The 14,848-nt window shown below is 65.0% G+C and carries 7 protein-coding genes; 2 read left to right on the top strand and 5 right to left on the bottom strand.

Going from position 1 to position 14,848, the window contains the following annotated elements; translation table 11 throughout:
* Positions 1-74: 74 nt before the first annotated feature.
* The 5 genes from AC3WMU_RS05625 to AC3WMU_RS05605 all read right to left on the bottom strand — a co-directional run bounded on the left by AC3WMU_RS05625 (position 75) and on the right by AC3WMU_RS05605 (position 5,638).
* Positions 75-977, bottom strand: a complete 903-nt coding sequence (locus AC3WMU_RS05625; RefSeq protein ID WP_052017789.1) for a MipA/OmpV family protein — start codon at positions 975-977, stop codon at positions 75-77.
* An 85-nt stretch (positions 978-1,062) separates the two neighbouring features.
* Positions 1,063-2,163, bottom strand: a complete 1,101-nt coding sequence (locus AC3WMU_RS05620; RefSeq protein ID WP_006222176.1) for a serine hydrolase domain-containing protein — start codon at positions 2,161-2,163, stop codon at positions 1,063-1,065.
* A 140-nt stretch (positions 2,164-2,303) separates the two neighbouring features.
* Positions 2,304-3,611 (bottom strand): ATP-binding protein, encoded by a 1,308-nt coding sequence (locus tag AC3WMU_RS05615; RefSeq protein WP_006222177.1) that lies wholly within the window; start codon positions 3,609-3,611, stop codon positions 2,304-2,306.
* Positions 3,604-4,305, bottom strand: coding sequence for a response regulator (locus tag AC3WMU_RS05610; protein ID WP_006222178.1), 702 nt, complete (start codon positions 4,303-4,305; stop codon positions 3,604-3,606). The genes AC3WMU_RS05615 and AC3WMU_RS05610 overlap by 8 nt, the downstream gene beginning before the upstream one ends.
* A 205-nt stretch (positions 4,306-4,510) precedes the next feature.
* Positions 4,511-5,638, bottom strand: a complete 1,128-nt coding sequence (locus AC3WMU_RS05605) for a branched-chain amino acid ABC transporter substrate-binding protein (RefSeq protein WP_006222179.1) — start codon at positions 5,636-5,638, stop codon at positions 4,511-4,513.
* Positions 5,639-5,908: 270 nt separating this feature from the next.
* Between AC3WMU_RS05605 and AC3WMU_RS05600 the strand changes: the two genes are divergently transcribed.
* Together AC3WMU_RS05600 and AC3WMU_RS05595 are read left to right on the top strand one after the other, a co-directional pair.
* Positions 5,909-6,505: an RBBP9/YdeN family alpha/beta hydrolase gene (locus AC3WMU_RS05600; protein ID WP_035212199.1), complete on the top strand. Its 597-nt coding sequence runs from the start codon at positions 5,909-5,911 to the stop codon at positions 6,503-6,505.
* 707 nt (positions 6,506-7,212) lie between these two features.
* A complete protein-coding gene (locus AC3WMU_RS05595) occupies positions 7,213-14,832 on the top strand; it encodes an SDR family NAD(P)-dependent oxidoreductase (RefSeq protein ID WP_492281959.1) in 7,620 nt (2,539 codons plus the stop codon).
* Positions 14,833-14,848 lie beyond the last annotated feature (16 nt).

The following is a 14,848-nucleotide window of genomic DNA, read 5'->3' as shown; positions in this document are numbered from 1 at the left end:
GAACCGGCGGCCAAGCGCTAGCCCGGTTCCTTTCCCAAACTCGCCGCCGGCCGGCGGCGAGTCCCCTTCCCGCCTCAATACGTGTAGGTCACCATCGTTCCGATGGTGTACTGGTTCCGGTCTTTCACGATCGGGCTGTCTGCCGCATCGCCGAACAGCCGCCGTGCCTCGGCCGCGACCGTCCAGGACCAGGACTGGCTGACCGGCAGCGTCCAGGTCGCGCCCAAGCCCATGCTCTCCAGGCCGCCCTTGGGGTTGTAGCGGCGATAGCCCGATTTGGCCGATTGCCGGTCGCTGACGCCGTACCAGGTGCGCATGTAATTGCCGTCGCCCAACGTGCCGCTCAGCGCCAGGGACACCGAGCCCGCCGAACCTTCATACACCGTCGTGCTGGCGCCCAGGTTGAACATCGTATAGGCGCTCCCCACGTCGCTGTCATCGCCCTTCTTGAACGCGTGCGCCACGGTCGCCGACAGTACGACAGGCCCCAGCGCCGTTTCGGCATCCATGCCGATCTGGGCGCGGCTTTTGATGTCGCCCATGCCGCGCAGCTTGTCCGATCCCTGGAAGCCTTTCTTGTGGTCCTTGCGCGAGGCGCTGGGCGATACATAGAAGCGGAACGTGCTGTCCAGCGCCTGCGTCTCCCAGCCCAGGCCGTGATCGGTGCCCAGGAAAAACCCGTTGGGGCTGCGCACACCCAAGCCTACGATCGGCACGACGGAACTCTCGTCGCTGCCGCTATACCGCGGCGCATAGCCCACGCCGGCCGTGCCGTAAAAGGTCCATTGGCCTTCCGGGCGCTCGTCCCCGGTCGCCACCGTCAAACCCCGAGAGCTCGCGCCCCGCTGTCCATAGACTGAACTGGCGTCCGTGACCGACAGATCGGCGGCGACGGCGGACAGGCCTGGAACAGCAGCCAGCAATGCTGCCGCGGCGGCGCGACGTGGGACGAACGACAAAGGGGAAAATCGCTTCATAAATGCATCCGGGAAACGAGGTTGATGAACGGTGCAGGCTCAGCGCGCCTGCGGGGCGCGAAATATTTGCTGTCGGCCTGGGCGGCTAGTCGACGCCAGCGCCTTGCTTGGCCTGCCGCATCAGATGCATGGCCAGCGTGGATACAGACGCCACCAGGGGCTCGCCCGTATCGGCATTGCTCATGACCAGCACGGCAAGCTTGTCTTGCGGGGCCAACAGGTATCTGGCGTGAAAGGCTTCGGTAGCGCCGCTGTGCTCATGCAGCGGCGCACTGCCCACGATGTCCTCGCCGCAGGGGGCGGCCAGCCAGGAGAGCGCCAGGCGGCAACTCAGGTCCAGACTGGCGCCGGATACCGTTTCCAGGTTCAGGACGGCGGTGGCGGATTCATCCTTCAACACGCGCGCGCCCCGGTACACGCCGCCGGCGAACAACATGCTGGAAAACCGCGCCATTTCGGAGGTGCTCATCCACAGGCCGTCGGCCGCCTCGTTGGGCTGCGGGCCTTCGGTCCAGGGAACGCCACGGCGATAGCCCGCCGCGCGCAACTCAAGCATGCGGGCGTCTGCCCGATAGCCCGCGCGCGGCATGTTCAACGGCTGCAAGATCGTGCGCCGCACATAGTCGTCAAGCGGTTCGCGGGCCACATGCGCCACCATGTCGCCCAACAAGGCGTAGGCCATGTCGGCGCGGGCGCGGCCCATCGTATCTTCCAGCGTGGACGGATGCAGGGTCAGCAGGTTGCGCGCGGTGTAGGGATCTGCCCCCATCCACTGCAGGGCGTTGCGGCGCGGTTCGACATGCCAATCGGGCAGAGACTGTCCGGCCGGCGCATCCAGCGGCAGGCTGCCGTCATCCGCGGCGCGCAGGACGCCTGCCGCCGTGACGATCTTGCTGATGGCGCCTACCCGGTACAGGGTGTCGCTGGTCGCGGTGCGATGTCGGACAGGGTCCGCGTAGCCAAAACCCGTGCTCCAGACCACGCGCTGGTCGTCGACGATGGCGATCGACAGGCCAGGCACCTTGTGCTTGCCCATGTCATAAGGAATGCGTGCTTCCAGATATCCCAGAACCGCTGCGTAGTCGCCTTTTGCGACGGTGGGCGGCGCCGCCGGCGGCAGATGCTGACAGCCGCCGGCGGCGACCAGCAACGACCCGATGGCGACGAGGCGGCTAAGGGAAAACATGGTTGGCGGCAAACCCTCTTCAAGAAGAATGCCGTCATGCTATCCACGCGCCCGAGCCGGATCTTTCCCGCTTTGTATGGAGTTTGTGAAGATTCGGAGCGTGTTTTGTGAAGTTTCTTTACGCCTGCGCGCAGCGGGCGTCAGCCCGCCTTCCAACTGACCACGAAACGCGCGCCGCCCAAGGGGCTGTCGGTGGCCAGCGCCATGCCGTTATGCCACCGCGCGACCCGGCTCACGATGGCCAGCCCCAAACCCGTGCCGCCCGTGCCGCGGTCGCGGCTTTCGTCCAGGCGGATGAAGGGCTCGAAGATGCGTTCGCGGTCAGCGGGCGGCACGCCCGGCCCGTCGTCATCCACCGTCAGTACGTATTCCTGCGGCGCCGGGCTGGTCAGGCTGACCTGCACCCGGCCGCCGGCATGGCGGATGGCGTTCTGCAGCAGATTCAGCAGCGCGCGCGTCATGTAGCGCTGGTGCAGCCGCACTTCGGCCACGTCGCACTGCGACACGGCGCAATGCACGCCCGAGACGCCGGCCTCGTAAGCCGCGTGCTGGACGACGGAATCCAGCCACCCGCGCGCGTCCTGCGCCCGCAGCGCAACGTCGTCGCTCTTATGTTCCAGGCGGGCGTACATCAGCAACTCGGACGCCATGCTGTCCAGTTCCGCCACGTCGCTCTTCATTTCCTCGACCAACCGCTTGCGCGCTTCGGGGTCGGCTTCGCGATCGATCATGTCCAGTTCAAAAGACAGGCGGGCGATCGGAGTGCGCAGTTCGTGCGACACGGCGTTGGTGAGGTCGCGCTGATTGCTGATCAGCGCCCCAATGCGGTCGGACATCTGGTTAAAGGTATCGCCCAGGTTACGGATGCTGGAATGGCGCGACAGCCGCGCCCGCGCCTGCAAATCGCCCTGCCCCATCCGCTGGGCCGCGGTCTTCAGCGCTTCCAGGTCACGCCAGATGGGCAGTGCCCACACCAGCATGAACGCGCACAACAGCAACCCCAGCGCGGAATAGATGCCGGCGATCACCCACGGGCCGATCGGCGGCTCCGGAGGCAGCTTCACTTCGATCCACTGCGCCCCCGGCCCTGGAATGGCGGTGACGAACGTCATCAGCTTGTCACGCAGGAAAAAGCCGCCGTCGGCGATCGTCTTGCGTTCTTCTTCTGTCAGTTGATAGCTTGCGGCCTCGTAGTCCGCGGGATCCAGCACTTTCAGCCCCAGGCCGTAATGCGGAGCCAGCGCATCGCGCACATAACTCGCGCGCGCTTCTGGTGCGACCCGCCCCACTTCCTGGGTCAGGCTGTGGAGTTGCCCCCGAACAGCTTCGCGCGCATACGCCGCATTGACCGGCTCGAAAAAGTAATTCGCGGTCCGATCCACCACTTCGTTGGAAATGACGAAACCGATCGCCATCACCACGAAGAGCCGCAGGACAAACTTAAGCATCGCTGCCCTCGTGCGCCTTGGGCGAGAACAGATAGCCCTTGCCCCACACGGTCTTGATGCGCGCCGGATCGCGCGGGTCGTCGTCCAGCTTGCGCCGCAGCTTGCTCACGCAGACATCCACGCTGCGATCCAGCCCATTGAATTCAATGCCCCGCACGGCATTAAGCAAGTCGTCGCGGGTCAATACCTGGCCGGCCTGGCTGGCCAGCGCCCAGAGCATTTCGAATTCCATCGTCGTCAGATCGACTTCCACGCCGGCATGCACGACGGCGCGCGTGCGCCGGTCGATGGTCAGCGGCCCGAACTCCAGATGCTCCGGCGGCTCGTCCAGCTGATTGTGCCGGCGCATCAGCGCGCGTATCCGGGCCAGCAGCACGCGCGGCTCCACGGGTTTGATGACGTAATCGTCGGCGCCGGACTCCAGCCCCAGGATCTGGTCCAGGTCGTCCTCGCGCGCGGTCAGCATCAGGATGGGCGCGGACGAGAACGCGCGCAGATCGCGGCACACCTGCAGGCCATCCCGTCCCGGCAGCATCAGATCCAGGATGGTGATCGCCGGCTCGTGGCGGCGGAACGCTTCCACGGCGTGGTCGCCGCGGTAGGCCTGGGCGACGTTGAACCCGTGTTGCTCCAGGAACTGCGCGATCAGGCGCGAGAGCTTGGGATCGTCTTCAACTAGTAGGGCCTTGGTCATAATGTGCGGACAAGAGTAGGTCTAGGGGCCGCTGCGCTTTCGCGGGCGGTGGTCCGGCCGTTCGACATCGCAGTGGCGATGCGGTTCCCGGCAGGTGGCGCTCAAATGCAAAAACCGGGCCGGAAGTCTATGGCTTCCGGCCCGGTGGTCATGCGGACGCTTGCGGGTCCGCATCCGATGCCGCGGGCCTAGGCCCGCTGTTGTATCACTTATAGACGGTCTTGGAACCATCCTTGTGCCAGGTGAACACGTCGAACGAGAAGTTCGTCAGGTCGCCCTGCTTGTTCCACGACACCTTGCCGATCGGCGTATCGAAGGAATTGGCGTGCAGATACTTGGCGACCTTGGTCGGGTCGTCCGAACCCGCGCCCTTGATGCCGTCCGCGATGACCTGGGTGGCCGTGTAGGCCGTCATCTGGAAGGCACCGCCGGCATTGCGCTTCTTGGCTTCGAAAGCCTTGACGATATCGGCGTTGGCGGCGTTCTGGGTGAAGTCGGCCGGCAGCGTCAGCAACATGCCTTCGACGGCGTCGCCGGCGATGGCGTTGATGTCCGGGTTGCCCGCGCCTTCCGGACCCATCCACTTGGCCTTCACGCCTTGCTCGGCCGCCTGGCGCAGCAGCAAGCCCATTTCAGGGTGGTAGCCGCCGTAGTAGACGAAATCGACGCCTTGGCTCTTCAGCTTGGTGATCACAGCCGAGTAGTCGCTGTCACCGGCATTGATGCCCTCGAACACCGCGACCGGCACGCCGCCCTTTTCCAGGTCGTTCTTGACGGCCGTGGCGATGCCCTGGCCATACGACTGCTTGTCGTGCAGCACGGCAGCCTTCTTCGGCTTGATCTTCTCGAGCACGAACTTGGCAGCGGCGGGGCCTTGCTGGTCGTCGCGGCCGATCGTGCGGAAGATGAACTCGTAGTTCTTGCCATCCGTCAGCGCCGGGGCCGTGGCCGACGGCGTCACCATGACGACGCCTTCATTGTTATAGATGTCCGCAGCGGCGATGGTGGCGCCCGAGCACACGTGGCCCACGACGAATCCGATCTTGCTGTTGACGACGCGGTTGGCGGCCACCGGACCCTGCTTGGGTTCGCAGCCGTCGTCGATGACCACGGTTTCGAGCTTCTTGCCGTTCACGCCGCCAGCGGCGTTGATGCGTTCGACAGCCGTGTCGACGCCTTCACGGACCATGTCGCCATACTGGGTGACGGCGCCGGTAGTGGGGCCGACAACGCCAATCTTGATGGTTTGCGCTTGCGCTCCCGCCGCAAACGTCAGGCCAGCGGCGACTCCCAGCGCCGCGATGACCGGGGTCAGACGAAATACTGGCTTCATGAGTGGACTCCTCTAATCGCTTGTAATCGTTGGTTTTTGAACCGGGCGGACGCTTCAAACCGATGTGGTCACGCCCCGTTACTGTGCATGTGCACGGCAAGCATACACTGAAAAAACCCCGCTTTTGGAGCCCATCCGGCCCGACTTCCGGTGCCCTTGACGCACCTGGGTGCCGCATCGCGGGCAGGCGCCGTCTTATACCCGGCACCATCTATGCAAAGGACGATTTATTCGTTTGAGTTACTAGGGGGTCGCGGCATCATGGCCGCCATGAGACTCCAACCGATCATCGTCCCCGGATGGAAAAACTCCGGACCGGACCACTGGCAATCACGCTGGGCGACCCTGCTGCCCCACGCCGTGCGCATCCAGCAGCGCGACTGGGAGAACCCGGCCGCGCCTGAATGGATTTCCACGCTGGCCACCGAAGTCGACCAGGCCCGCAGCCCGGTGCTGCTGATCGCCCACAGCCTGGGCTGCCTGATCAGCGCCGCCCTGCCCGTCCCGCTACGGGCCAAGGTCGCGGGGGCATTGTTGGTCGCGCCCGCCGATGTCGAACGCCCCGACGCGCCCGATTGCTTGCGAGGGTTTGCGCCCATTCCGCGCCAACCCTTGCCGTTCCAAAGTGTGGTCATCGCCAGCGACAACGATCCCTACTGCCGCCTCGAACGTGCGCGAGCCTTCGCGCAGGACTGGGGCAGCCGGGTCGTCGTGCTGCCCGGCGCCGGACACATCAACGCCGAAAGCGGCTTGGCCGACTGGCCACAGGGGCTGAAGATATTCGGCGCATTGCGCCGTCGTGCCTCGTGGCGCATTCCCACTCCCGCCAAGCGGATACCGCCGGTTCCGGTGTGCGGTCTGTCGTAATCCATCCGCTCATTGCGTCACCCGCCCAAGCGCACCTTCCCGGTGCGTTTTTTTTGCCACAAATCTGCAGGCAGTTGACCCAGGATCAGCCAGCTTTGGTCTTTTTGTTGTTCGATTCTTGCAAGTTTTGCAGGTCACAACACGAAAGATCGAGATTTTCGTCACTCCTGAATCGTTTTGATTAATCTTGCCCAATACTAGTTACAAATGGTTGATATCCTACGGCCCCAGAAGCTTAAGACAGCATTTTGAAAGCATGGTTTCCGGTGTTTCGCGGGGTGTGTGCTTTTGGGGTCAATCTGGCTGACAGTACGGTTACGGTAAAATCGGCAAGTTTTAAATCAATTTGTTTCTGCAAACGCACCCAAAGACGCCCCTTTATCCGCGGATGAAGCCGAGAACGCGTCGGTGCACCAGAGAACAGAACAATCAAGTAATGGGCATAACAAAAATTTACACGGCGCGCCGGCAGCAGCGCCAATGCAGAGTACAGGTCAAGGGGGCCATCCCAGCGATGGCAGCAACAGGGAGAACCGCCACATCGGGCCGTATCGGCCGCACTTGATCGTCAGGCGCAGTTCGCCCTGATCGGGTCTCAAGGCGTCCGGACTTACCGGCACAAGGCCGTTACAGGCCCCATTCCCCCTGCGGTTTGACCGCATTCTCATACACCGCGTCGCGACTCGACGGGGCTAGAAGGACACTGCATGGCTAAGCGCGTTGCCGTCATCGGACTATCGTTCCGATTCCCCAGCACCACTGTAGACAGCTACTGGCCAGCGCTGCTGGAAGGCCGCGATCTTGTCTCCCGCGTCGCCGAAGACCGCTGGTCCGCCGATACCTACCTGCATCCGGCCAAGGACCACCCCGGCACTGCGTATACCTTCGCCGCTGGATCCATCGGCGACATTGCCGGTTTCGACGCGGGCTTCTTCGGCATTTCCCCGCGCGAAGCCGCCCTCATGGACCCGCAGCAACGCCTACTGCTGGAAATGAGCTGGGAAGCCATGGAGCAGGCGGGCGTGCGCCCCTCTGCCCTGCGCGGCACCAATTGCGGCGTCTATATAGGTATCGCCAGCTCCGACTACGCCTATCGCCTGGCCGAAGACCTGAACGCCGTCGATGCATCGATGGCGACGGGCAATACCGCCAGCATTGCCGCGAACCGTTTGTCGTACTTCTTCGACCTGCGTGGGCCGAGCATCGCCATGGATACTGCGTGCTCGTCATCGCTGGTCGCATTCCACCAGGCCTGCCGCAGCATCATCTCCGGCGAGTGCAGCCAAGCCCTCGCAGGAGGCGTGAGTCTGCACCTGCACCCTTACGGTTTCATTACATTTTCGAAGGCATCGATGCTGTCGCCCCGCGGCCGATGCAATGTCTTTGACGCAGCGGGTGACGGCTACGTCCGCTCGGAAGGCGGTGGCATCTTCCTGCTGAAGGATTATGACCAGGCCGTCGCGGACGGCGACAACATCCTGGCCGTGGTGGCCGGATCGGCCGTCAATACCGATGGCCGCAAATCCGGCCTGACCGTGCCCAGCGCCGACGCGCAGGCCACGCTGATGCGCCAAGCCTATGAACAGGCAGGCATTTCGCCCGCGGACATCGATTACCTGGAAGCGCACGGCACCGGCACCGCGGTCGGCGACCCCATCGAGACGCGCGCCATCGGAGCCGCTCTGGCGCAGCAGCGTAGCAAAGACGCGCCGCTGCCGATCGGATCGGTCAAGAGCAACCTGGGCCACCTGGAAGCCGCATCCGGCGTTGCTGGCCTGGTCAAGGCGATGTACGTACTGCGCCATCGTGTGGTGCCCGCCACCATCGGCATCAAGACGCTCAATCCCAAGATCGAATTCCAGAACTGGAACCTGGACGTCGTCACCCAGAACCGCAAACTGCGCCAGACGGGCAAGCTTGTCGTCGGCGTGAACTCGTTCGGTTTCGGCGGCGCCAATGCCCACGTGATCCTGGAAAGCGCCCCGCCCCGCGGCCCGGCCGCTGAAGGCAAGATGGCCAAGACCGCACCGATTCCGGTTGTGGTATCGGGCAAGACCCCCCAGGCCCTGAAAGCCGCAGCACGCCAGATGGCGGCGGCCCTGCGTGATCAGCCTGCCAAGTTTCTGTACAACGCGGCCTATCATGCCGCGATGCGGCGCGACTGGCACACGGAACGCGCCGTCGTCTTCGGCACCCATTGCAATACCATTGCCGACCAGCTTCAGCAGTTTGCTGACGAGGCCGAATCCCGCCCGGAAGTGACCGTAGGCACGGCGCTGAACCACGCACGCGGCCCCGTCATGGTCTATTCGGGCAACGGTTCGCAATGGGCCAATATGGGCCGCCGCCTGTTGGCGGATCCGGTGTTCGCCACCGCCATCGACGAAGTCGACGCCCTGTTTTCGCAGTACGCCGATTTCTCGCTGCACAAAGAATTGGCGGGTGAAAACGGCGACGACCGCTACGAACGCACCGAAGTTGGTCAGCCCGCGCTATTCGCGCTGCAAGTCGGCATCACCCGCATGCTGGCGCAACGCGGCGTCGTGCCGTCGGCGGTGATCGGGCATAGCGTCGGGGAAGTGGCGGCCGCCTGGGCCTGCGGCGCCCTGAGCCTGCCGGACGCGGTCTGCGTCATCTTCCAGCGCAGCCGCCTGCAAGGCGAAACCAAGGGCCAAGGGCGGATGACGGCCGTCGGCATCAACGGCGAAGAAGCGCTGGCGCTGATCGCCCAACACAATCTGGGCGACCGTGTTTGCGTGGCCGGCTTCAACAGCAGCCGCGGCGCCACCGTGGCCGGCTCACCGGACGCCTTGAGCGTGCTGGAGGCGGCACTGGCCGAGCAAGCGCTGTTCTTCCGGCGCCTGGACCTGGACTACGCCTTCCACAGCCCTGCGATGGATTCCATCGAAGCAGGTATCCGTGAAGCGCTTGCCGACATTCAGCCACGCGCGACCGACGTCCCTTTCTACTCCACCGTCACCGGTACTCCGCTGGACGGCACCGCCCTGACCGCCGATTACTGGTGGCACAACGTGCGCGAGCCGGTGCGCTTCGAGCAAGCCGCCAACCGATTGGCGGCCGCGGGCAACAATATTTTTGTCGAAGTGGGCCCGCACCCGCTGCTGCGCTCGTACTTGAACGACACGCTCAAGACCGCGGACATGCAGGGCCGCGTGCTCAGTACCGCGACGCGCGGCGGCGATGATCCCGAAAAGATCTGGACCGCGGCCGGACAGGTCATTGCCAGCGGCGGGCAAATCGATCTGCAATCGCTCTTCCCGTGGGAAGGAACGGCGGTCGACCTGCCGACGTATCCCTGGCAGCGCGAGCGCCATTGGCATCCCACCACGCCGGAATCGCTTGGCCTGCTGTCGCGCCGTCACGTGCATCCGTTGCTGGGCTATGCCTTGCAGCAGCATGAGAACACCTGGCAAAACCAGCTGGACACCCAGTCCCATCCGACGCTGGCTGACCACGTCGTCGGTGACGCGGTGGTCTTTCCTGGCACCGGCTTCGCCGAGATCGCCCTGGCGGCCGCGCTGCAATGGCAGGATGGCGACTATGCCGAGCTGGAAGAACTGGAAATCCACGCCCCGTTGCTGCTGAACGCCTCGCCCAGCAAATTGACGCGTTTCCTGCTGGACGACGCCGACGGCCGGTTCCGCATCAACGCCAAGGACAGCAACAGCACGGAACCGTGGGTCAAGCACGCCAGCGGCCGCCTGCTGCGCGAAGCCAGCTCGGCGCGCCTCACGCAGGCCAAGCTGCTCCTGCCGACCCGCGCGCCCGACTTTACCGGCGACACCCATGAGGCCCTGACGCGCGCCGTCGGCCTGGATTACGGCACCGCCTTCCGCGCTGTGTCGCACGGCTGGATGGAATCGGACACCAGCGTCCTTGCCGTCCTGCAAGCCGACCCCGTCATTGAAAGCGAACTTGGCGCCACTCACCTGCATCCCGCCCTGCTGGATTGCGCCTTCCAGCTGATCATCCAACTGCTGCGCAATGACCCGGCCATGGGCCAGGGTATCGCTTTCGTGCCTGCCAAGATCGGGCGCTTGAGCCTGCGGGCCCATGCGGGCCAGCCCGCCGCCGCGCGTGTGCGCCTGGAACGCCGCGCCCCGCATTCGCTGACCGCCAGTTTCGAACTCTATAACGCCGCCGGCGAGCAGATCGCCGCCGTCGAACATGCGCGGTTCCGCAGCATCCGGCTGCGCAAACCGGCCGCCGACCACCTCAATTTCCTGGATGTCGCCGCAACGCCGCGTCCGCACGCGCCGTTTGGCCCCTCCCCCCTCGACCTCGCCACGTTGCGTGCTGCCCTGGCTGAAGCCATCGCGGAATGCATCGAAGATGGCGCACACGCGCGCTATGCAGAAGAGGTCGACCCGCTGCTGGAAAGCCTGTGTGACGGTTTTTCGCTGGACGCACTGCGCCAGATCGCACCCGACGGACAAGTGGTGCCGCAGGCGCTGGTGACCGAACTCTGCCGCTACGCACCGGAATCCGCGTTGCTGCTTCAACACACCATCTCGCGCCTGACGGCGGCCGGTTTCGTTGAAACCGGCGCCGCGGGCGTCCATTTACCCGCCCCGGACGGCAACGAAAGCGGCACGACAGACATCTGGAACACGCTGCTGCGCGAGTATCCGGACTACGCCCAGATCGTCCATGCGGTAGGCCGCGTAGGCCTGCACCTGCCCGCTTTGCTGCGCGGCGAAGCCACGCTGGACGCCGTCTGCCCGCGTGCCAGCACGCCAGCCGCGATCGGCCGCAGCGCCCTGGGCGCCGCCAGCGGCCAGCGCCTGGGCACCGCCTTGCGGGCGGTGCTGGCGCAAGCACAAGCCAATCGCCTTCCCGGCCAACGCCTGGCGATCATCGAAGTCGGCCAAGCTGCGCCGCTGTTCGCATTCAGCTGCTGCGACGCGTTGGACTTCAACGTGGCCGACTACTGCTACGCATCCAACGACCCTGATGTGCTGGATCACGTCATTCATCAACAGGCCGAACGTTCTCCGAACGCCCACACCGAACTCATCGGCGAAGGGGGGGTCGCGCCTACCGCCCTATGCGACCTGGCAATCTTCCACTGCGAGTTCGACACGCTGGAAAGCGCACGCGCGGCCTTGCGCCATGCGCGTGCCAGCCTGAGGGCGGACGGCGTATTGCTGGTCTGCGGTGCCCACCCCGCTGCCTGGGGCGACTTCGTCTTTGGAGGCCGGCAGAACTGGTGGCAAACCAGCGAGGGCGGCGAACAGCTCTCCACGCAACAACCCGTCGGTTTCTGGCAGGAAGAGCTCCAATCGCTTGGATTCCTGTGCGACAGCCCGCTTGAATTTTCCGCATCGTTTGCCAGCGGCGCCTATCTGCTCACCGCCCGGCTGGACGGTGTGCAAGCCTTGGCAGCTCTGCCCAGCCCGGATGCCTCCAATGCACCTACAAACTGGCTGATTCTGACGGACCGCAACCCTGAGCACGGCGCCGGCTTGGCACAAGCGTTGGAAGCCAAGCTGAAAGCCGCCGGCCACCCCGTTCGCCTGGCAGTCCAGGCGGATCCGGAAGCGCTGGACGGCTTGCTGCGCAATGGCGCCACCGGCCCGGTCAACCACGTCATCCATCTGGACGGCCTGGCGTGGGCTGATGCGCACCAGACGCCTGAAGAACTGCTCGCCCTGCAAACCCGCCGCTGCGCCACCGCCGCAGCAGTCATCCAGGCTTGCGAACGCACGCAGACTGGCGCCACCGTCTGGCTGGTCACCGCCGACGCCGTACAGTATCTGCGCCTGGGGCCCCAAGCCCCCGCCGCCATGCACGCGTTGAACGACGCTGCGCTGTGGGGCTACGGTCGTACGCTGGCCAACGAAGCATCCAATTTCCGCATCCGTATGGTCGACCTGCCGCTGGCTCACGCCAGCAATCTGGCCGACGCGCTGATCCGCGAATTGAGCTGCGCGGACAACGAAGACGAAATCATTCTCGACGAAAGCGGCGCACGCTATGCGCCGCGCCTGCGCCACGCTCCGCGCCCTGCGCCGACTGCCGCTGACGCCAACACGTCGCAAGCCGTGCGCCTGGGCTTTGAGTTCCCCGGCCAGCTGCGCAACCTGCGTTGGGAGTCGTGCCCGGCGCCGACACCGGCCGACGACGAACTGGAAGTCCGCATCGAAGCCACCGGCCTGAACTTCCGCGACGTCATGTACGCATTGGGCCTGCTGTCCGACGAGGCCATTGAGAACGGATTTGCCGGCCCGACGCTCGGCCTGGAATTCTCGGGCACGGTGACCCGAGTCGGGTCGGACGTGGATGGCTACGCCGTGGGCGATGCCGTCGTGGGCTTCGGACCAGCAAGCTTCGGCGACCGCGTGCTGACCAAGCCCAGCGCCATCTCGCACATCCCCGAAGGCTTCTCGTTCGAAGCCGCCGCAACCATTCCCAGCACCTTCTTCACGGTCTACTACGCGCTGCACCATCTGGCACGCCTGGAAGAAGGCGAAAAAATCCTGATCCACGGCGCCGCTGGCGGCGTCGGCATCGCCGCCATCCAGTTTGCGCAATGGCTGGGCGCTGAAATCTACGCGACCGCAGGTTCCGACGAAAAGCGCGACCTGCTGCGCCTGCTAGGCGTGCGCCATATCTATGATTCGCGCTCGCTGTCATACGCCGACGAAATCCTGGCAGACACGGGCGGCCGGGGTGTCGACGTCGTGCTGAACTCGCTGGCCGGCGAAGCCATCAACCGCAACCTGCGCGTGTTGAAACCGTTCGGCCGCTTCCTGGAATTGGGCAAGCGCGACTTCTACGAAAACACCCGCATTGGCCTGCGCCCGTTCCGCAACAACATCAGCTACTTCGGCATCGACGCCGATCAGTTGATGAACGAGCGCCCAGACCTGACCCAGCGGCTGTTCGGCCAGATGATGGCGCTGTTCCGCCAAGGTGCGCTTCATCCGCTGCCCTATTCCGTCTTCGACGCGAACGACATCGTCGACGCCTTCCGCTACATGCAGCAGGCCCGCCAGATCGGCAAGATCGTCGTCACGTACCGCAACGGCATCAGCGGCGTGCAGACGCCGGCTGCTCACATGGCACCCGGCCTGACGCTGCCCGCCGACGCGACCTATCTCGTCACCGGCGGATTAGGCGGCTTCGGTCTGCGCACGGCCCAGTGGCTGGCCGACAAGGGCGCCCGCAACCTGATCCTGATCAGCCGAAGCGGCCCCTCCAGCGACGCCGCGCAGGCGGCGCTCGCGGCATTCGAAGCGCAAGGCGTGCGCGTGCACGCTGCTGCCTGCGACGTCACGGACCGCGCGGCGTTGGCCCGTCTGCTGGATGAAACCGCGCGCACCATGCCGCCCCTCAAGGGCGTCGTCCATGCAGCCGTCGTCATCGACGACGGCCTGGCGCGTAGCGCGACCCCGGGGCAGATCGAACGGACGCTCGCAGCCAAGGTATTGGGCGCCCAGCATCTGCACGAGTTGACCCGCACCCAGCCGCTCGACCTGTTCATCTTCTATTCATCGGCTACGACCTTGTTCGGCAACCCCGGCCAAAGCAACTACGTGGCCGCCAATGCCTGGCTGGAGCGCCTGGCCGCGCAGCGCCGCGCTGAAGGCCTGCCCGCCACGTGCGTGCGCTGGGGCGCGATTGACGACGTCGGGTTTCTGGCCCGCAACCAGAAAATCAAGGACGCGCTGCAAGGCCGCATGGGCGGCGGCGCGCTGGCTTCGCAAGTCGCCCTGGACGCCCTGGAAGACATGCTGGTTGCCGACGTTTCAGGACTGGGTGTCCTGGAACTGGATTGGCGCGCGCTCAGCCGCTTCCTGCCGTCCGCGAATCTGCCCAAGTTCTCGGAGATCGCCCGCCAGGCCGGTGACACCGGCGACGACGACAGCGGCGCCAACGACATCGCGCACCTGATCGCCACGCTGGACGATGCCGCCCTGCACGAACGCTTCACCGAGATGCTCAAGGCCGAGATCGGCGAAATCCTGCGCGTGTCTCCCGACAAGATTGAAGCGACCCGCTCGGTCTACGACATGGGACTGGACTCGCTGATGGGGGTGGAACTGGTGGTGGCGCTGGAGAACCGCTTCGGCATCCGCCTGCCGGTGATGGCGCTCAACGAAAGCCCCACCCCGGCCAAGCTGGCCGAAAGGCTCGTGCTGCTGTTGCGTGACGAACACGACGAGCAGACCGATGCCGTGACCGCCAGCGTTCAACAGGTGGTCGCCAGCCACGCAGCGGAAGTCGGCTCCAGCTCCGTGTCCGATTTCGTCGACGAAATCAAGATGAACGGCAGCCTTCCCATGCAACGCATGATCCAGTAGGTCAGAATTAATTGAG

It is taken from the genome of Achromobacter sp. FW305-C-13 (assembly GCF_058783475.1).
Note: the sequence above shows the minus strand (reverse complement) of the source record. Positions and strands in the feature narration are given on the sequence as shown.